The sequence below is a fragment of the Micromonospora sp. NPDC023869 genome (genome assembly GCF_055559695.1).
This window is the reverse complement of record NZ_JBVHKD010000009.1, coordinates 45,239-69,173: the sequence shown is the minus strand read 5'-3', so window position 1 is coordinate 69,173 and position 23,935 is coordinate 45,239. Positions and strand designations below refer to the sequence as shown.

Annotated in this window: 22 protein-coding genes; 9 read left to right on the top strand and 13 right to left on the bottom strand. The window is 73.7% G+C overall.

Annotation, left to right across the window (positions count from 1 at the left end; all coding sequences use genetic code 11):
- Positions 1 to 56 precede the first annotated feature (56 nt).
- Entirely contained in the window at positions 57 to 1,166 is a 1,110-nt protein-coding gene (locus tag ACZ31C_RS23305) for a GNAT family N-acetyltransferase (protein ID WP_465797065.1), read from the top strand.
- Between the two features lie 89 nt (positions 1,167 to 1,255).
- On the opposite strand, the gene hpf is transcribed toward ACZ31C_RS23305, so the two are convergent.
- The 5 genes from hpf to mtrA all read right to left on the bottom strand — a co-directional run bounded on the left by hpf (position 1,256) and on the right by mtrA (position 7,108).
- Positions 1,256 to 1,885, bottom strand: a complete 630-nt coding sequence (gene hpf, locus ACZ31C_RS23300) for a ribosome hibernation-promoting factor, HPF/YfiA family (protein ID WP_131057878.1) — start codon at positions 1,883 to 1,885, stop codon at positions 1,256 to 1,258.
- Positions 1,886 to 2,136: 251 nt separating this feature from the next.
- Positions 2,137 to 2,799, bottom strand: coding sequence for a ComF family protein (locus tag ACZ31C_RS23295; protein WP_465797213.1), 663 nt, complete (start codon positions 2,797 to 2,799; stop codon positions 2,137 to 2,139).
- A gap of 44 nt (positions 2,800 to 2,843) precedes the next feature.
- Positions 2,844 to 4,640: an LpqB family beta-propeller domain-containing protein gene (locus ACZ31C_RS23290; protein ID WP_465797064.1), complete on the bottom strand. Its 1,797-nt coding sequence runs from the start codon at positions 4,638 to 4,640 to the stop codon at positions 2,844 to 2,846.
- Positions 4,637 to 6,406: an MtrAB system histidine kinase MtrB gene (gene mtrB / locus ACZ31C_RS23285; RefSeq protein WP_465797063.1), complete on the bottom strand. Its 1,770-nt coding sequence runs from the start codon at positions 6,404 to 6,406 to the stop codon at positions 4,637 to 4,639. The genes ACZ31C_RS23290 and mtrB overlap by 4 nt, the downstream gene beginning before the upstream one ends.
- 12 nt (positions 6,407 to 6,418) lie before the next feature.
- Positions 6,419 to 7,108, bottom strand: coding sequence for an MtrAB system response regulator MtrA (gene mtrA, locus ACZ31C_RS23280; protein WP_111245291.1), 690 nt, complete (start codon positions 7,106 to 7,108; stop codon positions 6,419 to 6,421).
- A 208-nt stretch (positions 7,109 to 7,316) separates the two neighbouring features.
- On the opposite strand from mtrA, the gene ACZ31C_RS23275 reads away from it, so the two are divergent.
- From ACZ31C_RS23275 to ACZ31C_RS23255, 5 genes are read left to right on the top strand one after another with little or no spacing between them, the layout of a single operon-like run.
- Complete coding sequence (locus ACZ31C_RS23275) at positions 7,317 to 8,162, top strand: hypothetical protein (protein ID WP_465797062.1); 846 nt, start codon at positions 7,317 to 7,319, stop codon at positions 8,160 to 8,162.
- Complete coding sequence (locus ACZ31C_RS23270; RefSeq protein ID WP_465797061.1) at positions 8,159 to 8,737, top strand: DUF4129 domain-containing protein; 579 nt, start codon at positions 8,159 to 8,161, stop codon at positions 8,735 to 8,737. Before ACZ31C_RS23275 ends, ACZ31C_RS23270 begins: the two co-directional genes overlap by 4 nt.
- On the top strand, positions 8,731 to 10,110 hold the full coding sequence (locus tag ACZ31C_RS23265) for a DUF4350 domain-containing protein (RefSeq protein ID WP_465797060.1): 1,380 nt from the start codon (positions 8,731 to 8,733) through the stop codon (positions 10,108 to 10,110). The genes ACZ31C_RS23270 and ACZ31C_RS23265 overlap by 7 nt, the downstream gene beginning before the upstream one ends.
- A gap of 56 nt (positions 10,111 to 10,166) precedes the next feature.
- Entirely contained in the window at positions 10,167 to 11,096 is a 930-nt protein-coding gene (locus ACZ31C_RS23260) for an AAA family ATPase (RefSeq protein ID WP_465797212.1), read from the top strand.
- The gene (locus tag ACZ31C_RS23255) at positions 11,093 to 12,403 is read left to right on the top strand and encodes a DUF58 domain-containing protein (RefSeq protein ID WP_465797059.1); all 1,311 of its coding nucleotides are present in this window, start codon (positions 11,093 to 11,095) and stop codon (positions 12,401 to 12,403) included. Before ACZ31C_RS23260 ends, ACZ31C_RS23255 begins: the two co-directional genes overlap by 4 nt.
- On the opposite strand, the gene ACZ31C_RS23250 is transcribed toward ACZ31C_RS23255, so the two are convergent.
- A complete protein-coding gene (locus ACZ31C_RS23250; RefSeq protein WP_465797058.1) occupies positions 12,370 to 13,383 on the bottom strand; it encodes a stage II sporulation protein M in 1,014 nt (337 codons plus the stop codon). The genes ACZ31C_RS23255 and ACZ31C_RS23250 overlap by 34 nt on opposite strands.
- Before the next feature lie 16 nt (positions 13,384 to 13,399).
- On the opposite strand from ACZ31C_RS23250, the gene ACZ31C_RS23245 reads away from it, so the two are divergent.
- Positions 13,400 to 14,476, top strand: coding sequence for an RDD family protein (locus tag ACZ31C_RS23245; protein WP_465797057.1), 1,077 nt, complete (start codon positions 13,400 to 13,402; stop codon positions 14,474 to 14,476).
- Positions 14,476 to 14,634, top strand: coding sequence for a hypothetical protein (locus tag ACZ31C_RS23240; protein ID WP_465797056.1), 159 nt, complete (start codon positions 14,476 to 14,478; stop codon positions 14,632 to 14,634). The genes ACZ31C_RS23245 and ACZ31C_RS23240 overlap by 1 nt, the downstream gene beginning before the upstream one ends.
- Before the next feature lie 102 nt (positions 14,635 to 14,736).
- On the opposite strand, the gene ahcY is transcribed toward ACZ31C_RS23240, so the two are convergent.
- The 7 genes from ahcY to ACZ31C_RS23205 form a co-directional block, all read right to left on the bottom strand.
- Positions 14,737 to 16,263 (bottom strand): adenosylhomocysteinase, encoded by a 1,527-nt coding sequence (gene ahcY / locus ACZ31C_RS23235; protein WP_465797055.1) that lies wholly within the window; start codon positions 16,261 to 16,263, stop codon positions 14,737 to 14,739.
- Between the two features lie 292 nt (positions 16,264 to 16,555).
- Positions 16,556 to 17,719 (bottom strand): mannose-6-phosphate isomerase, class I, encoded by a 1,164-nt coding sequence (manA, locus tag ACZ31C_RS23230; RefSeq protein ID WP_465797054.1) that lies wholly within the window; start codon positions 17,717 to 17,719, stop codon positions 16,556 to 16,558.
- A 3-nt stretch (positions 17,720 to 17,722) separates the two neighbouring features.
- Positions 17,723 to 18,676 (bottom strand): cation diffusion facilitator family transporter, encoded by a 954-nt coding sequence (locus ACZ31C_RS23225; protein ID WP_465797053.1) that lies wholly within the window; start codon positions 18,674 to 18,676, stop codon positions 17,723 to 17,725.
- Positions 18,677 to 18,755: 79 nt separating this feature from the next.
- A complete protein-coding gene (locus ACZ31C_RS23220; protein WP_396740480.1) occupies positions 18,756 to 19,952 on the bottom strand; it encodes an SIS domain-containing protein in 1,197 nt (398 codons plus the stop codon).
- Complete coding sequence (locus ACZ31C_RS23215; RefSeq protein ID WP_396740481.1) at positions 19,949 to 20,131, bottom strand: Trm112 family protein; 183 nt, start codon at positions 20,129 to 20,131, stop codon at positions 19,949 to 19,951. The genes ACZ31C_RS23220 and ACZ31C_RS23215 overlap by 4 nt, the downstream gene beginning before the upstream one ends.
- A gap of 62 nt (positions 20,132 to 20,193) precedes the next feature.
- A complete protein-coding gene (locus ACZ31C_RS23210) occupies positions 20,194 to 21,573 on the bottom strand; it encodes a phosphomannomutase/phosphoglucomutase (RefSeq protein ID WP_465797052.1) in 1,380 nt (459 codons plus the stop codon).
- Between the two features lie 70 nt (positions 21,574 to 21,643).
- Positions 21,644 to 22,474: a hypothetical protein gene (locus ACZ31C_RS23205; RefSeq protein ID WP_465797051.1), complete on the bottom strand. Its 831-nt coding sequence runs from the start codon at positions 22,472 to 22,474 to the stop codon at positions 21,644 to 21,646.
- A gap of 222 nt (positions 22,475 to 22,696) precedes the next feature.
- Here ACZ31C_RS23205 and ACZ31C_RS23200 point away from each other — a divergent pair, with 222 nt between their 5' ends.
- Positions 22,697 to 23,929 carry an SUKH-3 domain-containing protein gene (locus tag ACZ31C_RS23200; RefSeq protein WP_465797050.1) on the top strand — a complete coding sequence of 411 codons (1,233 nt, stop codon included), beginning with the start codon at positions 22,697 to 22,699 and terminating at the stop codon, positions 23,927 to 23,929.
- Positions 23,930 to 23,935: the final 6 nt, after the last annotated feature.

Here is a 23,935-nt window from a genome sequence, read left to right as displayed (position 1 = left end):
CCGCCGCTCGGTCATCGGGTTACGCCGTGGGCGAACGATCCGGCACGATGTCTCGGATGGAGCCCGTGGAGATCGCCGAAGAAGGGGTGCTGCTGCGCCCGTTCCGTCCGGACGACGTCCCCGACATCGTCGCCGGGTGCACCGATCCGCTGGTCCAGCGCTACCTCGACGGGCTGCCCAGCCCGTACACCGAGGCCGACGGCCGCTGGTGGGTGACCCAGGGCGCCCCGGCAGCCTTCGCCGCCGGCGGCGCCGCCTACGCCGTCACGGACCCGGCCGACGGCCGGCTGCTCGGCGCGGTCGGGCTGAGCCATCCGGTGCCGCAGCGCGGCCAGGCCGAGATCGGCTACTGGGTGGCGCCGTGGGCGCGCGGCCGGGGCGTCGCCACCGCCGCCACCCGCGCCCTGGCGCAGCGGGCCTTCGCCACCGGCACCGCCCGGCTGGAGCTGGTCACCCACGTCGAGAACACGGCCAGCCAGCGGGTCGCGCTGGCCGCCGGCTTCCAACCCGAGGGGGTACGCCGCAGCGGCGGGCCGGTGCGCGGCGGTGGCCGCCGGGACCTGACCGTCTGGGTACGCCTCGCCGACGACCCGCCTGGGCCGTCCCCGCGTCCGCTGCCGGACCTGCCCGACGGCCGGCTCACCGACGGGGTGGTCGTGCTGCGTCCGCTCGGTCCCGACGACGCGGACGACATCTACCGTCTGCACTCCGCGCCGGAGGTGGTGGCCAGCATGGTGCCGCCCGAGCCGCCCACGCGGGACGACGTCGACCGCCGGTGCGCCGGGGCGCAGAGTCAGTGGCTGGTCGGCCGGTCCGCCGCCGTGGTCCTGCGGGACGCCGCCAGCGACGCGTTCGTCGGCGGGTGCTCGCTGATCCACGAGCCGCCCGCGAGCCAGGCGATGATCGGCTACAGCCTGCTGCCCGCGTGGTACGGGCGCGGATACGCCACCCGGGCCGTCCGGCTGCTCACTCGGTGGGGGTTCGACCACGTCGGGCTGGCGCGGATCTGGGCGGGCACGCTTCCGGAGAACCTCGCCTCGCAGCGGGTCCTGGAGAAGACCGGCTTCCGGCGGGAGGGCCTGCTGCGCGGGCGACTGCTCGGCGCGGAGGGCACCCGGGCCGACTCCACCGTGTACGGGCTGCTCCGCACCGACCCGAGGCACTGACCGCTCGGGCGGGACCGAGCGCGCCGACTGGACCTGCCGCGCCGTCTCCGGGTCGGGCGCTCCCCGACCCGGAGACGGCGATGGGCCGCTCAGATGTCCAGCGAGATGATGCCGTAGTCGTAGGCGTGCCGTCGGTAGACCACGCTCGGCCGGCCGGACTCCTTGTCCTGGAACAGGTAGAAGTCGTGGCCGACCAGTTCCATCTGGAAGAGGGCGTCGTCGACGGTCATCGGCTCGGCGGGGTGGACCTTCTCCCGGGCGATGTGCCAGGGCTGTTCCGCCTCGTGTTCCTCCTCCGGCCGCTCGGCCACGGCGGTGGCGGTGCCGGACTCCGCAGGCGCGGCGAGCGCGGGCAGGTCGGTCACCGGCAGGCCGGCGGTGGCGGCGGCGACCGAGATCGGTGTGTGCCGCCCACGGTGTACGCGACGCCGGTCGGCGGCGCGGCGAAGCCGGGCGTCGAGCTTGGCGATGGCCGCGTCGAGTGCGCTGTAGAAGTCGTCGGTGCAGGCCTCCGCCCGGATCACCGGGCCGCGGGAGTAGCAGGTGATCTCCACCCGCTGGCAGTGATCGGCCTGGCGCGGATTGCGCTCGTGGAACAGCTCCACATCGACACGAATAAGTTTGTGGTCGTAGCGTTCGATCTTCGCGAGCTTGTCTGCTACGTGTACCCGGTAGTGATCCGGCACTTCGACGTTACGGCCCTTGACCACGATGTCCACGTGACCTCCCTCGATCGGATGGTCTTCGATCCGAGCAACCCGGTCGCGCGTGGTGGGGGACGGCCCCGTTCGGCGTCGACCGGTCAATACGGCTACGCCTCCTCTCACCGCCGGGGGTGGGTGGAATCGCCTTCCTACCCCCGACAGGCAAACGCTAACTCCTGTTCGCCCGGCCGTCACCCCCCGTCGCCAAGACCACCGGGTGATTTCCACAGCTCATACACGAAGGGGTGAAACGGAAACACAATCGGTTACGGTTGGTGCCTTCGCTCGGTCGCCGCGAGCACCGTTGCCACCGACGGCGACCACCCGCGCACGGCCAGCACCCGGCTGATCGCCGCCAGGGTGGCCCCGGTGGTGACGATGTCGTCCAGCAACACCACACTCGCCCCGTCCGGCAGCGGCCCGAGATCCGGGCGCGCCCGGAACGCCGCCGCCGCGGCCTCGGCCCGACCGGCGCTGTCCAGCGTGACCGAGTCCGGACGCGGCGTGGCGCGCAACGCCCGGCGGACCCGCACCGGCCAGCCCGCCTCACGCAGCCGGTGGGCACAGTGGCGGGTCAACCGGCCGAGGTGGTCGCCGTACCGGGCCCGGGCCGCCGCCGGGGTGTCCGGCACCGGCACCAGCAGCACCGGGCGTACCGGACCGACCGCCGCCGCCACGACCTCGGCGAGCAGGGCACCGAGCGGTCGGGCCAGGCCGTGCCGACCGTGGTCCTTGTACGCCAGCAGGGTCTCCCGCAACGGCCCGCCGTACGGGCCCAGGGCGTGGCAGGGTGGCAGCCCGGGTGGGGCGGGCACCGGCCGCACCGGCCCGGGGCGCAGCGCCCCGAGCGTGGCCACGCACTCCGGACACACCCCGTGGCGCAGTCCCGACCGGCGTTCCCGGCATCCGGCGCAGTCGGCGGGCAGCACCAGGTCGGTCAGGTCCGCCCAGAGCCCGCCCAGCACGGCGACGCCTAGTAGAGGAAGAAGGGCGCGGTGGGGTTGCCCGGACGCACCCCGGCAGGCGGCGGCGTGACGTCCTGCACCTGGTCCCGCACGATGCGCTCGAACGGGTTGCTGCGGTACGCGACGCCGTTGGCCTCGTACATGAACGAGCCCGCGTACGGGGAGAGCGGCATCGTCGGGTACGCGGCCAGGTGGCTCACCTCGGCGCCGGCGTCCTCCCGCAGCGGGGTCTCCAGGGCGCCGTCCACGCTGACGTCGTAGATCGCCGGTCGACCCGCCGAGCCGGCCACCAGCAGCCGGTTCTCCGCGCCCCAGTCGACCGCCGTCGGCCGGGTCAACGAGGTGACCAGTCGACGCGCCGGGCCGACCGTGGGTACGCCGCCCTCCCAGCTGATCGCCGCCACGTACAGGGCACCGTCGACGATCAGGGCGACCCGGTGCCCGTCCAGTGCCGCGGCGACCCCGCTGACCCGGCCCGGCAGGCCCAGTTGCACCGGCCGCAGCGCCGCCTGGTCGTCGAAGCGGTAGAGCCGGCCGTCGGCGACCACCAGCCCGTACGGGCGGCCGTGGTCGCTGCGGAGCCACACCGGCCGGCTGATCGCGGCGTGACCACGGCCCGGCTCGGTCACGAAGTTCTCCACCACGTCCCGGCCCCGCCCGACACTCAGCCGCTGCCGGCCGTCCCCGCCGGCCACGACCAGCGCGGCAAGCACGTCGGGACCGGCCCGACGCAGCCCGGCGGAGACGATGTCGCGGTTCGCCTCGGCGGCCACCGGGACCGGTCGGTTCGGTTCGCTGGTGACGGCAAGTCCGTGGATCGCGCCGTCGTAGACGCAGTACCGGGCGGTGCCGTCGAGCGCGTACAGCGCGTTCGACGACCGCTGACCGCCCAGGTCGACCACCTTGCGGGACTGGTTCAGGATCTTGATCTCGACGGTGCCCTCCAGCTCCGGCAGAGACCAGGCCAGTTGGGTGGCGAGCTGCTCCAGACGCCCGTCGTCGGCACCGGGCATGTCCAGGTTGACCTCCCACCGGCCGTCCGCGCCGGTGGCGTTGTTGATCATCTCGGTCCGGTCGGGCAGGCCGGAGGCACCGGCCCGCAGCCACTCCGAGGGGCCTGCGGTCAACCAGCGGACCACCTCGCTGACCCGGCGTTCGGCGGGCACGACGGAGGAGAGGTACCGCTGGTCGGGCACCAGCCGGGTGCGGTCGGAGTTCCAGAAGTAGATCGACTGCGCCTGGTAGTAGCGGCGCAGCGCCTCGTCGCTGAGCAGCAGCACGTTGGGCGGGTCGCTGACATAGAAACCGGCGTCGTCCTGACCCGCCGGACCGGCGCTGATCAGCCGGAACTCGTAGGTCGACTCGGTGGCGAGCGGCGGCACCAGCATGCCGTTGGCCCGCAGCAGGCCGACCTGCTGCACGGTGATGGTGACCTTCATGCTGTCGACGTCCGGCTCGATCACCGGGTCGTCGGTCAGGCGGACCACCGACAGCGCCACCTCGCTGCCCTGCCGCTCCTGGAGGCTGGGCTTGTCGGCCGCCGCGATGAACTGCTTGACCCGCTCGTACGCCCGGTCCGGCTCGCCTGCGGCGGCGGCCAGGAAGTTGCGGACGAACGCCTCGGCGTCGCTCCCGCTGGCCGTCCGGGTCGGCGGCTCGCTGCCCCGTCCCAGCGACCAGCTCGCCTCGGCCGCCGGCCCGCGCTGCTCGACCTGCACCTCGGAGTGATCCGGGATGCCGCAACCTGCGGTGAGGGTCAGCGCCAGGGCGACGCCGAACACGCCACCGGCCACCCGACGCCTCACGACCCCACCTCCGCGCGTTGCTCGGGCACGGGTGGAGCCCCGCCGCTCGCCGGTGCGACGGTGAGCCCACCGGCCGGTCCCGGGCCGATGGCCAGCAGGCTTCCGGCGGGGGCACCGCCGAACGGCAACGTCGCGTCGGCCGGCACCAGGCGCAGCGGCGAGGTGGTCAGCCGGTCGCCGGCCCGCGCCGGCAGGGTGAGCCGGAACTGGGCGCCCTGCCCGGGCGCGCCCCACGCCTCCAGCCAGCCGCCGTGCAGCCGGGCGTCCTCCAGGCTGATCGACAGGCCCAGCCCGGTGCCGCCGGTCTGCCGGGCCCGTGACGGGTCGGCCCGCCAGAACCGGTTGAACACCAGCTTCTCCTCGCCGGGCTTGAGCCCGACGCCGTGGTCGCGGACGGTGAGCGCCACGGCGGTCTCGTCCATCCCGAGCGTGATCCGCACCGGTCGGCCCTCACCGTGCTCCACGGCGTTGCCGACCAGGTTGCGCAGCACCCGTTCGACCCGGCGCGGGTCGATCTCGGCGATCACCGGGGCCGAGGGCACGTCCAGCTCGATCGTCACGCCGACCCGCTCGGCCAGCCCGGAGAGCCGGTCCACCACCCGGTGCACCACCGGCACCAGGTCGGTGGGCTCGGAATCGAGCACCGCGAAGCCGGCGTCGAACCGGCTGATCTCCAGCAGGTCGGTCAGCAGCTCCTCGAACCGGTCCAGCTCGGCCTGGAGCAGCTCGGCGCTGCGGGCCACCGCCGGGTCGAACTCGTCCCGCTCGGCGAAGATCAGGTCGGCGGCCATCCGGACCGTGGTCAGCGGGGTCCGCAACTCGTGCGAGACGTCTGAGGTGAACCGGCGTTGCAGCCGGGACATCTCCTCCAGCCGCAGGATCTGTCGTTGCAGGTTGGTGGCCATCTGGTTGAACGAGGCGGCGAGCAGGGCCAGGTCGTCCTCGCCGTTGACCGCCATCCGCTGGTCGAGCAGGCCGGCGGAGAGCCGCTGGGCGGTCCGGGCGGCGACCCGCACCGGCAGCACCACGAGCCGGGTCACCAGCGCGGCGAGCACGCCGAGCAGCAGCACCAGGGCGACCCCGGTGGCGACCACGGTGGCCCGCGCCTGGCCGGAGGTCACGTCCTGCACGGTCAGTGGCACGAAGTAGTAGAGCTCCACCTGACCGAACTGGGTCGGCACCGGCGTGCCGTAGACCAGGTATTTCGTGTCGTCGTCGCTGGTGAGGCGCCCGGTGACGATCTGGTTGGCCACGTTGCCGTCGGTGACCGCCTCCCGCAGCTCGGGGCTGATCAGCGGCCGGACGTTCACCGACGGCGAGGTGCGCGGCTCGATCACCCCGGGGTAGCTGTCGGCGGTGAGGGCCACCACGACGCCGCTGTTCTGCTGGGGGTCACCGCCGGCCAGGTAGTTGACCGTGCCGTCGATGGTCTCCTGGAGCTGGGCCTCCTGCGGCTGGCCGTAGAGGCTGAACTGCTTGGCCGCGTACTCGGCGCCGTTCATCAGCCGGAGCTGGACGTCGGTCTTGGCGTTGTCCAGCAGGATGTTGGTGATCTTGTCGGCGATGAGGAACGCGAACCCGCCCACCAGCAGGCTGGAGACCACCAGGGTGATGGTCACCACCCGGACCTGCAACGAACGCCGCCAGGTCTGGTGCAGCCCGGCGAGGAGCCGCGCGGCCCGGCCGCTGAGCCCACGCCACAACTCCCACGCGGCACCTCGCCGGTGGGACGTCGTGTCAAGATCCGGTAGCGGGGAGTTGGTCACAGTGCGACCAGGCTATCCGGTGCCCGCCTTGTAACCCACGCCGCGCACGGTGAGGATGATTTCCGGACGCTCCGGATCCGGCTCGATCTTGGCACGCAGCCGCTGGACGTGCACGTTGACCAACCGGGTGTCCGCCGCGTGCCGGTATCCCCAGACCTGTTCCAGCAGCACCTCGCGGGTGAAGACCTGCCGCGGCTTGCGGGCGAGCGCGACCAGCAGGTCGAACTCCAGCGGCGTCAGCTTCACCTCCTCGCCGTTGCGGCTCACGGTGTGCGCCGGCACGTCGATGGAGATCTGGTTGCCGGGCGGGCCGATGGTGAGCATCTCCGGCGCCGCGTCCTCGCCCCGCCGCAGCCGGGCCCGCATCCGGGCGACCAGCTCCTTGGGCTTGAACGGCTTCACCACGTAGTCGTCCGCACCGGACTCCAGTCCGAGTACGACGTCGACCGTGTCGCTCTTGGCGGTGAGCATGACGATCGGTACGCCCGATTCGGCCCGGATAGCCCGCGCCACGTCGATTCCGCTCATTCCAGGCAACATGAGGTCGAGCAAGACGATATCCGGTCGGTTGTCACGGAACGCGGCCAATGCCCGTTCCCCGTCCGCCACGAAGGACGGCATGAAGCCTTCACTGCGCAGCACGATGCCGAGCATCTCGGCAAGCGCAGGGTCGTCGTCGACCACCAGTACCCGGGCTCTCATGGGGTTAATGTTTCCATCCCGTCAGTTGGGTGGGCTCGGCGTCACCCGGCACGCTACTGCCGGAGGACACGCGGTGCCCAGCACCGGCCGGTTGCACCGCTCTCGCGAAGCCACCCGGGCCGGGCCTGCACCCGGGCGGACCGCGCGTGTCAACATGATCCCCGGGTGCGCCGCCGCGCGCCACCATCCACGCCTCCCAGGAGTACGCGTGCCCGAAGCAGGCCCCACCGCCGTGCTCCCCGGCCGCCCGCTCACCGTCGGTGAACTCCTCGACTCCGCCGTGCTCCTGTTGCGCCACCACGCCTCGACGCTGCTCCCCCTCGCCGCCGTACTCGCCGTCGGCGAACAACTCCTCCTGCTGCCGCTGCGTACCGCCCTCGGTGTCGGCCCGCCACTGTGGTGGCTGCCGAACCTCAACAATCTCGGCGGGTTCTGGCTGCTGCTCGCGCTCGGGGCGGCGACCGAGGCGATGATCATCGTGCTGCTCGGCAACCCGGCCGCCCGGGCCGCCGGGGGCGCGCTGCTCGGTCACCACCGCACCGCCCGGCAGTTGATCCGCCCCACCGGTGGCCGGTGGGGCGCGACCGTGCTGCTCGCCCTGCTGGTGGGTGCCGCGATGCTGTTCCTGTCGCTGCTCGGCCCGGCATGGTTCGTCGGGTGGGCCCTGCTCGGCGCGGTCGCCCCCGCCCTCGTGCTCGACCGGATCACGCCACCGCGTGCGCTCACCCGCTCCGCCTCGCTCGCCGTACGGATCGAGGGTCGCGGCGCCGCCCTGCGGACCCTCGGCTACCTGGTCTGGTGGATCCTCCGGGTCGGTCTGGGCTGGGGCAGTTTCATCGGGTTGTCCACGCTCGGCCTGATCGAGGGCGAGGGCGCCCTGGTCGTCGCCGCAGCCCTGCTCTGGGCAGCGGTCAACACCGTCGCCTACGCCGCGCTGGCCTGCCTGGACGCGGTCCTGCACCTGGAGACCCGGATCCGCACCGAAGGGCTGGACATCCACCTGTCCCGACAACCGGCCGACGCGGCGCCGGCAGCCCTGGCGGTGCGCGGATGAACGTCAGCCGGTGGTGGACCGAGACCACGGCGGCACTCGGCGACCACGTCCCGCTGCCGCTGGCCGCCCTGCTGCTGGGGCTGGTCACGGCCCTGGTCGCGGTCGGCTGGTACGCCTACCCGAGCTGGGTTCCCCGACGGATTCCCCGACTGCGTCGGCGTACCCGGAGCCGGGTGGAGCGCACCGAGACGGTCACTGCGGTGCCCGCGCCCGCCGTCGCCGGTCTGCCGTCCCCGGCCGTGCCGTCAGTCGCCCCCGACCTGGCCGACCGGCTCTCCGCCGACGGCCGCTACGCCGAGGCCGTCCGGGAACGGCTGCGCGCCATGCTGCACGATCTCACCGACCGGCGCGTGGTCTGGATCCGGCCGGGCATGACCGTCAGCGAGGTCGTCACCGCGGCCAGCACCAACCGCCCGTCCGTCGGTCCGCCGCTGACCGCCGCAGCGGGCATCTTCTCCGAACTCTGGTACGCCCAACGCGGCGCCACCGTCGAGCACGACCACCGGATGCGCGAGCAAGCCGACCGGCTGCGCCACGTACTCGCCGCCGACGAGTCGGCGGAGGTCACGTGGTGACGCCCCGGACCACCCGCCGCCGGCACCGGGTGGTGATCCCGGTCGTCCTCGCCGCGCTGGTGCTCACCGTCACCCTGTTCAGTCGCGAGTTCGACCAGCCCGACCAGGCCGACCGGGGATTCCTCTCGCCGGTGGCCACCGGGGACGACGGCGGCAGCCGGCTCGCGGCCAGCCTGGCCCGCATCGGAGTGGTGGTGCAGCGGGAGACCGAGACCGTCCAGGCGCTGCGGGCCACCCGGGGCACACCGGCCACCCTGTTCGTTCCGGCGCCCGAACTGCTGCACCCGCGTACCGTCGACGACCTGGGCCTACTGCCCGCCGGCACCCGGCTGGTCCTGGTCGACCCGCCCCGGCGGGTGCTGGACGCCGCCGGGCTGCCGATCCGGCCCGCCGCGCGGCGGTGGGCGGCGCGGGCGGTCGCACCGCACCACGACGGCCGGGCCTGCCCGCTGGCCGAGATGTCCGGCGTCGGCACCGCCGCCGTCACCCGGGCGCGGTACGCGCCCACCGGGGCCGTGGAACCCGTCGAGTTCTGCTTCGCCGCCGGCCTGGCCCGGTTGCCGGGGCCCAGCGAGCGCGTGGTGGTGGGGGCCAGCGACCCGTTCCGCAACAGCCGCCTCGACGAGTGGGACAACCACGCCTTCGCCACCGGCCTGCTCGCCGGCACCGGCCGGGTGATCTGGCTCGACCTGGACGGTCCCGCACCGGCGCCGCCCGAGCCGCCGCCGGGCCCGGCCAGCCCGCCACCGGACCGGACCGACTCCGGGTACGGCGAACCCGAGAACGACCCGGACGTGGGCACCGGCAACGGCGCGGAGGAGACCCCCGGTGACCGGTCCGGGCCGGACGCGTCCGGACCCGGCCGCTCCGGGCCGGACGACTCGACCAACCCGCTCTGGTCCGCCTTCCCGCCCTGGTTCTGGGCGCTGCTGCTGCAACTGCTGCTGGCCGCCCTGCTCGTCGGTGTCTGGCGGGCCCGACGGCTCGGTCCGCCGACGCCGGAGCCGTTGCCGGTGGCCGTCCCCGCCGCCGAGACGGTGCGCGGACGAGCCCGCCTCTATCAGCGGGCGCAGGCCCACGAGAGCGCCGCCGAGACGCTGCGGGCCGCCGCCCGGACCCGGTTGGCCCGCCGACTGCACCTGTCCGCGGAGACCGGGCACGAGGGCGTCGCCGCCACCGTGGCAGCCCGTACCGGCACCCCCCGGGAGGTCGTCGACCACCTGCTGCACGGTCCGCCGCCGACCACCGACCAGGACCTGCTGGACCTGGCCACCGGCCTGGACCGGGCGGCCTGGGCCGGCGGCGTCGATCCGGCCGGGTCACGACCGTCACCCCCCGTACCGCAGCCCCGATCCGAAGGAGACCCCCGGTGACCCGACCCGCCACCACCACCGTCGACCCGCTCGCCGCCGACCCCGCCCGGGCCGCGCTGCACCGGTTGCGCGCCGAGGTGGCCAAGGCGGTCGTCGGGCAGGACGCCGTCGTCGCCGGCCTCGTCGTCGCGCTGCTCTGCCGGGGCCACGTCCTGCTGGAGGGCGTACCGGGGGTGGCCAAGACGCTGCTGGTGCGGACGCTGGCCGCCGCGCTGGACCTGACGGCCCGGCGGGTGCAGTTCACCCCGGACCTGATGCCCGGCGACGTCACCGGCTCGATGGTCTTCGACTCGCGGACCGCGGCGTTCACCTTCCGCGAAGGGCCGGTCTTCACCAACCTGCTGCTCGCCGACGAAATCAACCGGACCCCGCCGAAGACCCAGTCCGCGCTGCTCGAAGTGATGGAGGAACGGCAGGTCACCGTCGAGGGCGAGCGGCGTGGCCTGCCCGACCCGTTCATCGTGGTGGCCACCCAGAACCCGGTGGAGTACGAGGGCACCTACCCGCTGCCGGAAGCCCAACTGGACCGCTTCCTGCTCAAGCTGACCGTGCCGCTGCCCAACCGGGACGAGGAACTGGGAGTGCTGCGCGCCCACCACGCGGGCTTCGACCCGGGCGACCTGGCCGGCGTCGGGGTGGGCCCGGTGGCCGGTGCCGCCGACCTCGCCACGGCCCGCGCGGCGGTCAGTCGGGTGCACGTCGCCGAACCGCTGCTCGGGTACGTCGTCGACCTGTGCCGGGCCACCCGGGCCGTACCCGCGCTGGAACTGGGCGCCTCACCCCGGGGCGCCACCGGCCTGCTCGGCGCCGCCAAGGCGTGGGCCTGGCTCAGCGGTCGCGACCACGTGGTGCCCGACGACGTGAAGGCGATGGCCCGACCCACCCTGCGGCACCGGCTCCGGCTGCGCCCCGAGGCCGAGCTGGAGGGCGTCGCGGTCGACGCCGTGCTGGACACGGTGCTGGCCACCGTGCCGACCCCACGATGACCTGGCGGGCGGCGGCGCTGCTCGCGGTGGGCGCGCTGACCCTGCCGCTGTGGCCGGCCCCCTTCGTCGGGGTGGCGGTGATGGTCGGCGCGGTCCTGCTGCTGCTCGTCGTGGACCTCGCGCTCGCCGCGCCGCTGCGGTCGCTCACCGCCGCACGGGACGGCGAACGGACCGTCCGGCTCGGCGGGACCGCCACCGTCGTGCTGCACCTGGGCAACCTCTCCGGTCGGCCGCTGCGTGCCCAGGTCCGCGACGCCTGGGTGCCGTCGGCCGGGGCCCGACCCGACGTGCCGCCGAGCCGCGTGGTGCAGGTCGCCCCCGGCACGGTGGTGGCGCTGCCCAGCCGACTGACCCCGACCCGCCGGGGCGACCGGCCCGCCGTGGCGCTGACGGTCCGCTCGTTCGGGCCGCTCGGGCTGGCGTTCCGGCAGTGGAGCGGTCGACCGGCGACACCGGCGTGGACACTGCGGGTGCTGCCCCGCTTCGACTCGCGACGGCACCTGCCCGAGAAGCTGGCCCGGCTGCGGGTCATCGACGGCCGCCAGGTCGGCCGGGGACGCGGCGCGGGCACCGAGTTCGACACGCTGCGCGAGTACGTGCCCGGCGACGACGTACGGTCCGTCGACTGGCGGGCCACCGCCCGGCGGGGCGAGGTGCTGGTGCGGACCTGGCGTCCCGAACGGGACCGACGGGTGGTCTGCGTGCTGGACACCGGGCGTACGTCGGCGGTGCGCCTCGGGGACGAGCCGCGCCTGGACACCTCGATCGAGGCGGCGCTGCTGCTCACCGCGCTGGCCACCCGGGCCGGCGACCGGGTCGACGTGTTCGCGGCCGACGCGGTGCCCCGGGCGTCGGTCAGCGGCGCGGAGCGACCGGCGCAGTGGAGCCGGCTGGCGCACGCGCTGGCACCGCTGCAACCCGCCCTGGTGGAGACCGACTTCCGCCTGATCGCGGGCGAACTGCTGCGCCGACACCGCCCACGGAGCCTGGTCGTCCTGCTCACCGCGCTGGAGCCCGGCGCCCTCGGCGAGGGTCTGCTGCCGGTGCTGCCCCGGCTGGCCGCCCGGCACCGGGTGGTGGTGGCGGCGGCCCAGGACCCGGTGCTGTCCACGCTCGCCACCGGATCGCCCCGGCGGGTCGAGGACGCCTACGCGGCCGCCGCCGCCTGGCGCACGCTCGCCGAACGTGACCGGCTCACGGCCGCCCTGGCCGGCCACGACGTCACCGTCATCGACGCTCCCGCGCCACGGCTCGCCTCCGCGCTGACCGACGCCTACCTGCGGCTCAAGTTCACCGGCCAACTCTGACCCGACGCGTCGCCACCCTCGCCCCTGGCCCGGGAGCCGAGCAGGAAGACGTACGCCAGGAAGGCGAGCCAGGCGGCGACGCCGACGGCGATGCGCAGGGCCACCGGCACCGGGGCGGGGGTGACGAAGGCCTCGATCACGGCCGAGATCGCGAAGAGCACCACCAGACCGAGGGCGACCACGACACCGTCGCGACCCGCCCGCGCCACCGCCTGCCCCCGGGTGAGCTGCTCCGGCGGCGCGATCCACGCCCACCCGAGGCGCAGCCCGACCCCGGCGGCCACGAACACCCCGGTCAGTTCGAGCAGCCCGTGCGGGGTGATCAGGCCGAAGAAGACGTCCGCCCGGCCGTACCCGACCATCACGCCGCCGACCACGCCGATGTTCACCACGTTCTGCCACAGCAGGTACACCACCGGGACGATCAGCACGCCTGCGGCCAGGCACTTGGCGGCCAGCCAGGCATTGTGCGTCCACAGGTGGAAGGCGAAGGTCGGCGCGGAGAACTCGGTGTAGTAGCCGGCGAAGCCGGACTCCACCAGGTGGGCGGCCTCCGCCTCGCCGACGAACGCCGCCGCCGTATCCGGATTGTCCGCCACGAACCCGATCAGGGTGAAGGTGAGCAGCGTGAAGGCGGTCGCCACCGCGCACCACCAGGGTGCCGCGCGCCAGACCGCCCCGGGGAAGTCGACCAGCGCGAACCGTCGGAGGACCGTCCACGAGGGACGGGGCCGGTCGGTCAGCCGCGCCCGGGCCCGGAGCACCACCTGGGAGAGCTGGCCGACCAGAGCCGGATCGGGCGAGCGACTGCGCAGCATGGAGAGCTGGGTGGTGGCCCGCTGGTAGAGCGCGACCAACTCGTCGACCTCGTCGACGGTCAACCGTCGGCGGCCGGAGAGCTGGTCCAGCCGGCGCCATTCTCCGCCGTGCTCGGCGACGTACGCGTCGAGATCCACCGTCCACCCCCGTCGCGCGATCATAGTGTTCACTGTGCGGGTGAGCACAGCAGCATCGCGACCGTGGAACGCCCCGGCCTGGGGCGACGCCGAGTTGGTCAGCGGTGAGGCGGTGGAGCTGGACGTACGCGCTGCCCGGATCGGCTCCCGGGTACTCGCGCTGCTGCTCGACGTCGGAATCCAGCTGTTGTTCGGGCTGCTGCTGGTCGCGCTGGCCGGGTTGGGTCTGGCCGCCCTGCCGCACGGTGCGATCGACGCGGCCACCGAGCGGGCGCTGCTCACCATCGGGTTGGTGCTGCTGTTGGTGGGCTACCCGGTGCTGTTCGAGCGGCTCAACCATGGTCGTACCCCCGGCAAGGCGGCGGTGGGGTTGCGGGTGGTCAGTGTCGACGGCGCCCCGGTCGGGGTACGCCAGTCACTGGCCCGGGCACTGGTCGGGGTGGCCGTCGAATGGCCCGGTCTGGTGCTGCCGCTGCTGTCCTGGGTGGCCGGGGTGACCGTGATGCTCAGCGACTCCCGGGGACGGCGTCTCGGTGACCTGGTGGCGGGCACCATGGTCGTGCACACCCGCACCGCGACGTCCTGGCGTCCGGTCCCGGCCACCGTGCCGGCGTTGCGGGGCTGGGCGTACACGCTGGATCTGAGCCGGCTCGATCCGAAGCTGGCCCTGGCCACTCGGCAGTACCTGGCCCGGGCCCACCTGTTCACCGGTGCGGCCTCCGACGACCTGGCGCTGCGGTTGTGGCGGGAGGTCGCCACGGCGATCACCCCGCCGCCACCGGGCGGACTGCCGGCGGCGGTCTATCTGGCCGCCGTGCTCGGCGAACGGCACCGGCGGGCCCGGCACCGGCTCGCCGAGGAGCGGGTGCTCACCGCCGCGCTCTGGCCTCGGCTCGGCCTGCTGACGGAGGCCGACCGGCCAGCCGGCCCGGCGAGCGCGCCGCTCGGCGTACCGTGGCCACGGCCCGCCGTCCCCGGGCATCCGGGCGTCGTGGCGCCGGAACCGCCGCCAACGTCGGCGCCGGCCCAGAGCCGACCGGCGGTACGACCGTCCACGGTCGCCGAGTCCGACCGGACTCCGGTGCCCGATGTCGAGCGCGCACCCGGGAGGCCGTGATGAGAGGTCTGTTGCCGTGGTTGGCCGTGCTCGGGCTGGTGCTGCTGCTCAGTGCGCTGCGCCTGCGCACCCTGGCGGCGGTGGTCTCGCTGACCTGGCTGGCCTGGTGCGTCTGGACCTGGCTCCGGCCCGCCCGCCGCCAGGACCGGCCCCGCTGAACCGTCCGCCGCGTGGACAGCGGAGCCGCACGGCTCGGACGGCCCGCAGACGAACGACCGGGCCGGGTCGACCTGAGGTCGACCCGGCCCGGTACGTGTCGGTCAGTAGCGGTAGTGCTCCGGCTTGAACGGCCCCTCCTGGCTGACGCCGAGGTACGCGGCCTGCTCCTTGCTGAGCGTGGTCAGCTTGGCGCCGAGCGCGCCCAGGTGCAGCCGGGCGACCTTCTCGTCCAGGTGCTTGGGTAGCACGTACACGCCGATCGGGTACTCGTCGGTCTTGGTGAACAGCTCGATCTGAGCGATCGTCTGGTTGGCGAACGAGTTCGACATCACGAAGCTCGGGTGCCCGGTGGCGTTGCCCAGGTTCAGCAGGCGGCCCTCGGAGAGCACGATGATCGAGTGGCCGTCGTCGAACGTCCAGAGGTCGACCTGCGGCTTGATGTTCTCCCGGGTGACGTCCGAGCGCTTGGCCAGACCGGCCATGTCGATCTCGTTGTCGAAGTGGCCGATGTTGCCGACGATGGCCTGGTGCTTCATCCGGGCCATGTGCTCGTTGGTGATGACGTCGAAGCAGCCGGTGGCGGTGATGAAGATGTCCGCCTGCTCGACCACGTCCTCCAGGGTGGCGACCTGGTAGCCGTCCATCGCCGCCTGGAGCGCGCAGATCGGGTCGACCTCGGTCACCACGACCCGGGCGCCCTGGCCGCGCAGCGACTCGGCGCATCCCTTGCCCACGTCGCCGTAGCCGAGCACGACCGCCATCTTGCCGCCGATCAGCACGTCGGTGGCGCGGTTGATGCCGTCGATCAGCGAGTGACGGCAGCCGTACTTGTTGTCGAACTTGCTCTTGGTCACCGAGTCGTTGACGTTGATGGCTGGGAAGAGCAGCGTGCCGTTGCGGTGCATCTCGTAGAGCCGGTGCACGCCGGTGGTGGTCTCCTCGGTCACGCCCTTGATGTCGGCCGCGATCCGGGTCCAGCGTCCGCCGTCCTCGGCGATCGTGCGGTGCAGCAGACCGAGGATGACCGCGTACTCCTCGGAGTCGGCGGACTCGACCGGCGGCACCGCGCCGGCCTTTTCGAACTCGGCGCCCTTGTGCACCAGCAGGGTGGCGTCACCGCCGTCGTCGAGGATCATGTTGGGGCCACCGACGGCTCCGCCGTCACCGCCAGCAGAGCCGTCCGGCCACGCGAGCGCCTTCTCGGTGCACCACCAGTACTCCTCCAGCGTCTCGCCCTTCCAGGCGTAGACCGGGACACCGGCGGGGGCGTCAGGGGTGCCGTCCGGGCCGACCACGATCGCGGCGGCGGCGTGGTCCTGGGTGGAGAAGATGTTGCAGGACGCCCAGCGGACCTGCGCGCCGAGCGCGACCAGGGTCTCGATCAGGACGGCGGTCTGGATCGTCATGTGCAGCGAGCCGGTGATCCGTGCGCCCGCGAGCGGCTGCGCCTCGGCGAACTCACGACGGATCGCCATCAGGCCGGGCATCTCGTGCTCGGCGAGACGGATCTCCTTGCGCCCGAACTCGGCGAGCGACAGGTCCGCCACCTTGTAGTCGCCCTCGGCGAGGGTACGCGGGCGGGCCTCGGACGACGTTCCGTTGCCGGACGCCGGGAGGGTGCTGGTCATGAAAGCTCCTGTCGGACGATGGTGCTGCGCAACCACCCACCTTACGCGCGCTGTCCGGTGCGGGACGGCCTGGTTGCGGACAGCACACGGGGCGGCCGGTCGTGGACGTGTGCCGCCCAGTCCCGCCCGCCCCGTGCATCCCCCCGGTTTGGTTCCCCCGCGCGTTCTCGGACCTTCGTCGCGATAACGCTGCGCACCCATAGAGTCACACTGAGCTAGATGCGAGTCAAGCGATTTCGGGAAAGTCGGACTTGCCGGTTCCGGTGACGACGCGGATCCTGGTCCGTCGGAATCAGAGGGAGCCGGTCGAGGCGACGTAGATCTCGCCCGCACCGCGCACCGTCAACGCACCGCCGTCGGCCGGCCCCACCGCCGCCCGCCCACGCCCCAGCGTCACCGGCGCGACGCCGTCGGCGACGGTGACCTCCCCGGAGGTGCAGAGCAGCACGCGCGGCCCCGGCACGGTGAGCGTCACCTCGGGCCGGTCGCCCCGCACGGTCACCCGGTACAACGCGAAGTCGGGCACCGGCACCGGCCAGGTCACCACCCCGTCGGCGACCGGTCGGGACGACACCACCGGCTGATCGAGCACCTCGAACCGGAGCACCCGCAGCAGTTCGGCCACGTCGACGTGCTTGCGGGTGAGGCCACCACGCAGCACGTTGTCACTGGCCGCCATCACCTCCACGCCGGTGCCCCGCAGGTAGGCGTGCAGATTGCCGGCCGGCATCCAGATCGCCTCGCCCTCGGCCAGCCGTACCCGGTTGAGCAGCAGGGCGACCAGCACCCCCGGATCGTCCGGATAGGTCTGCGCCAGCATCGCCACCAGGTCGGCGTCAGGGCCGGTCACCGCCGCCGTCCGGGCCGCCGTCACCAGCCCGGCCCGTTCGGCCTCCGGCCAGGTCAGCAGCGTACGGACCGCTTCGGCCAGACCCGCCGGCCCGGCGCTCAACGCGTCCAGCACCGGCCGCAGCTCCGGTACGCCCAACCCGGCCAGCGCCTTGGCCGAGACCGCCGGGTCCCGGAACCCGCACAACGCCTCCATCGGCCCCAGCGCCACCAGCAACTCCGGCTTGTGGAACGGGTCGACGTAGTTGCGCACACCGTCGGCCTGGGCGTACTCGGCGGCGTAACCGGCCCGGGCCTGCTCCGCGTCCGGGTGCGCCTGAAGACTGAGCGGCGCCTGGGCCGCCAGCACCTTGAGCAGGAACGGCAGCCGTACCCCGAACCGGTCGATCGCCGGCTGGCCCAGCCACCGGGTCGGGTCGGCGGTGAGCACCTCGGTCAGCGTGGCCGGACCGTCCTCGCGCGACACGGCGGCCGGCGCGCCCGGGTGCGCGCCCAACCACAGCTCGGCCTCCGGCCCGTCACTGGGCACCGGCCGTCCCTGGAGCTCGGCGATCGCCGAGCGCGAGCCCCAGGCGTAGTCCTTGATCGGTCCGTGCAGCAGTTCCACCGGTCAGCTCTCCCGTCGACCGGACGCCTCCGCCGGCCCCGCATTCGCGTGATACACGTCCGGCTCCAGATAGATCACCCGGGCCACCGGCACCGCAGCCCGGATCCGGGCCTCCACCGCGTCGATGTTCCGGGCCACCTCCTCGGCGGTCTCGCAGCGCGACACCGCGACCTTCGCGGCCACCAACAACTCCTCGGGGCCGAGGTAGAGGGTCTTCATGTGGATGATCCGCTCCACCTCCGGGCCGGCGGTGACCGCCTGCTCGATGGCGGCCACCTCGGTCGGTTCCGCGCCCTCACCGAGCAGCAGGCTCTTGGTCTCGATCGCCAGAACCACCGCGATGGCCACCAGCAGCACCCCGATCATCGCGGTGCCCGCCGCGTCCCACCGACCGTCCCCGGTCGCCAGCGTCATGCCCACCCCGAACAGGGCGAAGACCAGACCGACCAGCGCGCCGAAGTCCTCCAGCAGCACCACCGGCAGCTCGGGCGCCTTGGAGCGGCGGATGAACCTGGTCCAGGACTCCCGCCCCCGGACCAGGTTCGACTCGACGATCGCGGTGCGGAAGGAGAACGACTCCAGCACGATGGCCACCAGCAGCACCGTCACCGGCACCCACTGCCAACTGGTGATGCCGTGCGGGTCGGACCACTTGTGCCAGGCCTCGTAGAGCGCGAAGAGACCACCGAGGCTGAACAGCACGATCGAGACCAGGAAGGCGTAGACGTAGCGCTCCCGGCCGTAGCCGAAGGGGTGCCGCGGGGTGGCCGCCCGGCGGGCCCGCCGGCCGCCGAGCAGCAGCAGTGCCTGGTTGCCGGTGTCGGCGACCGAGTGGATCGACTCGGCCAGCATCGACGACGAGCTGGTCAGCAGGTACGCGACGAACTTCGTCACCGCGATGCCGAGATTGGCCAGCAGCGCGGCGACGATCGCCCGTGTGCCACCCTGGCTGCTCACGCCGCGGATCTCCCGCGGCGTGGGCAACCGGCGCGAGGAGCCGGGCCACCGGGCCGGCCGGCTCGCTCGCTGCGCTCGCTCACTGGTTGGACAGCTCCTTCATCTCCGTGATCGCCGGCACCGCCATCGGGTCCAGGCCGTGCGCCAGCGCCAGATAGATCGACGCGAAGTCGGGCACCGCCACCAGGGAGGCCAGACGCTCCAGCGCGGAGCCGCCCTCGGCGGTGACCACGTCGCACCGTACGCCACGTCGCTCGGCGAGGATCTGCACCGCCTCCGCGCGTCGCTCCTCGACCGCCAGCGGCTCGTCGGTGTCGTCCTCGGCGTTCAGACCCCCGTCGCGCAGCAGGACCAGCCGCAGCCGGGTGTCCCCGCCCTCGGAGACGTCCGGGTCGGCGAAGATGTCCCGCTCCCCCTCGGCGAGGCCGCCGAACACACCGTCGAGCAGACCGACGCGTCCCCGGCCCGCCTCGCCGAGCGCCCCGGTGACCACCGGGTACCGGGCGTTGGCGGAGAGCGTGTCACCGAAACGGCGGGCGGCGACCGAGGCCAGCGGCGACGAGCCCCATACGATCGGGATCGAGCCGGCCAGACCGAGCGCCAACGACTTCGCCGGGTTGACGAAGGACTCGGCGGTCGGGCGGCACCGGTCGGCGTCGGCGTCCAGCCGGGCCGCCGTCTCGGCCAGGTCCGCCTCGTTCACCTTGACCAGGCCGAGGGCCCGCGCGGCCATCAGGACCGGCACGGTGAGCCCCCAGAGGCTGGCGCGGGCCGGGGCCCGCCGGGGCACCGGGATGAACGGGGCACGGGCCCGCTCGGCCACCGAGTGCAGCGGTGAGTCCGGCGGGGCCACCGCGACCAGCCGGGCTCCACGGCGGTGGGCGGCCTCGGCCGCGCCGAGCGCCTCGGGGCTGCGACCGGAGGCGCTGATCGCGATCACCACGTCGGCCGCGCCGACCCAGCCGGGTACGCCCGCGCTGCGGTGTGCGATCACCGGCACCGGGCAGCGTGGCCCGGCCACGGTGGCCAGCACGTCACCGGTACGCCCGGCCGTGCCGATGCCGGCGATGACGACCGCCCGGGGACGCCCGTCGTCGCCGAGCACACCGAGGTTGGCCTCGGCGGCCAGGGCAGCCGACTCACGGACCTGAGCGCCGGCCGAGGCGGTGTGCCGCAGCATCCCGCCAGGGTCCCGCTCGGCCAGCGCCTGCGGGTCGTCGAGGAGCCGGTCGTCGGCGTGGCGGTGGCCGCTGACGCCGGCCGTCCCGTCGATCACGACTGCTCCGCGGGGCCGCGCGCCTCGTCCAGCAGCAGCACCGGCACGTCGTCGCGGACCTCGAAGATCCGGCCGCACTCCGTGCAGGTCAGCGTCGCGGCCTGCGCGTCGTAGTCGAGCGGTGCATGGTGTGTGTCCGGGCAGGCGAGGATTTCCAGCAACTGCGGGTCGAGGGCCACTGCGCGGCTCCTTCCACGTACGCGGCTTCACCGATCGACGGTGCCGACCGGCGCGAGCGATCCTATCGGCGAACCACGGCCAGCACGTCGTCGCGCAGGGCGGTCATCCGCTCGGCGGTCGGTGCCTCCACGTTGAGCCGCAGCAACGGCTCGGTGTTGGAGGCACGCAGGTTGAACCAGGCCCCGTCCGGGAAGCGCAGGGTGAGCCCGTCCAACTCGTCGACCTCGGCGTCCGGGTACGCGGCCCGCACCTCGGTCACCTTCGCGGCCTGGTCCCGTACGGTGGAGTTGATCTCCCCCGAGGCGACGTACCGCTCGTACTCGGCGGCCAGCGTGGACAGCGGCAGCGGCTGCTCGCCGAGCGCCGCCAGGGTGTGCATGGCGGCGAGCATCCCGGTGTCGGCGAACCAGAAGTCCCGGAAGTAGTAGTGCGCCGAGTGTTCGCCGCCGAAGACGGCGTTGGTGCGGGCCATCTCGGCCTTGATGAACGAGTGCCCCACCCGGGCCACCACCGGTTCGCCGCCGTGCTCCCGGATGATCTCCGGCACGGCCCGCGAGGTGATCAGATTGTGGATCACCGTGGAGCCGGGGTGACGGGCCAGTTCCCGGGCCGCGACCAGCGCGGTGATCGCCGAGGGCGAGACCGGCTCGCCGCGCTCGTCGACCACGAAGCAGCGGTCCGCGTCGCCGTCGAACGCCAGCCCGATGTCGGCGCCGTGCGCCACCACCGCGCGTTGCAGGTCGACCAGGTTGGCCGGGTCGAGCGGGTTGGCCTCGTGGTTGGGGAAGGTGCCGTCCAGCTCGAAGTAGAGCGGCACGATGTGCAGTGGCAGCGCCGACAACGCGGCGTCGCCGAGCACGCTCGGCACGGTGTGCCCGCCCATGCCGTTGCCCGCGTCGACCACCACGGTCAGCGGCCGGATGTCGGAGAGGTCCACCAGCGTGCGCAGATGGGCGGCGTACGCGGCGAGCAGGTCCCGACGCTCGACCGGCGCGGTCGGCGCACCGAGCGGCTCGTCCTTGTCGAGCAGGGCCTGTGCCCGGTCCCGGACCTCGGCCAGCCCACTGTCCTGGCCGACCGGGCGGGCCCCGGCGTGGCACATCTTGATGCCGTTGTACTGCGCCGGGTTGTGACTGGCGGTGAACATCGCCCCGGGCAGCCCGAGCGCACCGGAGGCGTAGTAGACCATGTCCGTCGAGGCGAGCCCGATCTCGATGACCGGGCGGCCCTCGGCGCGTACGCCGGTGGCGAAGGCCTCGGCCAGCTTGGGCCCGGTGGCCCGCATGTCGTGCCCGATCAGGACGGCCTCTCCGGTCGGGCCGGCACCGTCGAGCATCTGCGCGAAGGCGGTGCCCAGGGCACCGGCCACCCGCTCGTCCCACTGGTCCGGCACCGTCCCACGGACGTCGTAGGCCTTCACGATCTGGGACAGATCAGACACCGGTTCCACTCCTCGGCCGCAGGTCGGTCAACGCACCTGAGCGTAACGGAGCGCCGGGCCCCGTCCCGGCTCAGCCGGAGAGCCCGCGTCCCGGTTCGTCCCCGCCCTCGCCCTCGGGGCGTCCCGGCACGGCTGCCGAACCGGTCTGGCCCGGTCTCGGCGCCTCCGGCGGAGCCGCCTCCGGCGGGCCCGCCGGAGGCGCCGAGACCGGGGGAATCACGGGCGGCGCCGACACCGGCGGGACCATCGGCGGCGCGGAGACCGGCGGGACCATCGGCGGCGCCGACACCGGCGGCACGGCGGACCCGGTGGCGACCGGGGGTGACGTGCGGGGCTGGTCATCGGGCTCCGGCCGGGCGCCGTACAGGCCACCAGACGGGCGCGGCGACGCCGGGGCACCGTAGACCCGGGGCGCGGCGGGCCGGGCGCTGCCGTACACCTGGCCGGGGGACGCGGGCGGCACCGGGCCGGGCGGCACCGGCGGGACGCCCCAGCCGGACGGCGACGGTGGTGGGGCAACCGCACCCGGCGGCATCGGCGGCGCGACGACCGGGCCCGGCGGCACGGCACCCGGACCCGGCGGCACCGACGCGGCACCGTGGCTCGCGCCGGAGCGGTAGGTGGTGCCACCCGGGTTGCGCGGCTGCGGGATCTCGACCCGGTCCCGACGCTGCCGCCGGTCCCTGCGGGACCGGACGATCAGGAACACGATGAGCAGTGCGCCGAGGGCGACCATGCCGATGCCGAAGTACATCACCGGCGATCCGCCGGAGGACTGGTTGACGGCCTGGACGGAGTGCGCCCCGTCTCCGGCGTGAGCCGGCGCGCCACCGAGCGCCACCGGGCCGCCCAGGAACACGCAGAGCGTCGCGAGGCGCGCCGTGTGGCGACGTACCGACATGACCACCCACCGTTCTTCCCCCTGACGGGGGACCGCGGTCAGGCTACTACCGGGGCACGACCTCGACCGGTCGGCGAGCACCCCGCAGGTGTGCCGCATCACGCCGACGCCGGTACGCCGAGGCGTCATCGGATGCCGCACCGCGCTCCGACACGACTCACCCTCGGTGAGAACGGGCGCACGCAGTGCCACGACAGCGGGCTCCTCCGGTAAGTTCCCGGTGTGATCGACCGCGAGCAGGCCGAGCAGATCGCTGCGGTGTGGGCGCGTCGCGACTCGTTACGTCTCGGGCACGAGTGTCGACCATCGGTCACCGAGTTCGACCTCGGTTACGTCATCACCTCCACGCCGTCCACGCCCGCCAGGGCGCTCCCCGGTGACCTGCCGACCACGGTGGTCGACAAGCACACCGGTGAGGTGAGCACCTGGCCCCGGGTGGCGGCCGACGTGGTCGAGCGGCTCTACCGGCGCAGCCGGCCGAGCGGGCCACCGGTGCCACGGACCGTGGACCCGGCCGGTCAGCTCATGCGGGAGGTCCACCGGCTGCCCACTCCGACGGTCACCGCTCATCTGACCGTCGAGGGGCGGATCTTCACCGCCCAGGGCGCAAAGGGTGACCTGCCGCTGCGCCACCATCCGCTGCTCGACGCGTACCTGGACGGGCTGCCGGCCGGGCACCTGGTCCGTGGTGCCGAACGACACGCGGAGGTGGTGGTCGTCTCCGACGTGCTGCACCACTACGACCACCGACGCACGGCCGAGGGCATCGCCCCGATGAGCCTGGGCGACGCCAAGGGTCTGCTGGCGCCGGCCCGCGCCGAGGTGTCCCGGGTCCGCGAGCCGGGTGACCCGCACGCCGGCCCGGCCGAGCGGCCCTGCGACTCGTGCCTGACCCTGCTGGTGGACTTCGCCGTCCTGCCGGACACCGCCCGGGACCAGGTCACGCCCTCGTCGCCCGGCCCGGCGCCGGACCCGGCCCCGGGTCGGTTCCCGCCGCAGGTCGCGTCCGCCCTCGTCGCGGCCGGCTGGCGTCCGCACCGGGGGGACGAGGCGGTGGCGACCGCGACCCTCCGGGACGTCCGCGCGGTACGCGGCCGGACGCACGAGCACCCGGGCTTCCCCGCCGCGATCACCGCTCTCGCCGCGTTCGCGAACCTCTCCAGCAGGCTGCGCGGCCCGGGGCAGCACGTCTGGATCTCCCCGTTCGACCTGCGGCCGCGTCAGGTGGCGCACACCGCCGACTCGCTCGCCGACTTCGCGGCGGTGATCGGGGCGCGGCTGTTCCCGATCGGCACCGAGGAGCAGCACAGCGTCCTCGCGGTGGACGAGCGGGGCCGCGTCTTCGCGCTGGACCAGGCCGGCGAGTGGTTCCTCGGTGCGGACCTCGACGCCGCCCTGGTCACCCTGCTGTCCGGTCACGCCCCGGCCCGGGTACGCGACGACGGCTCCTGGTGAGCCGGG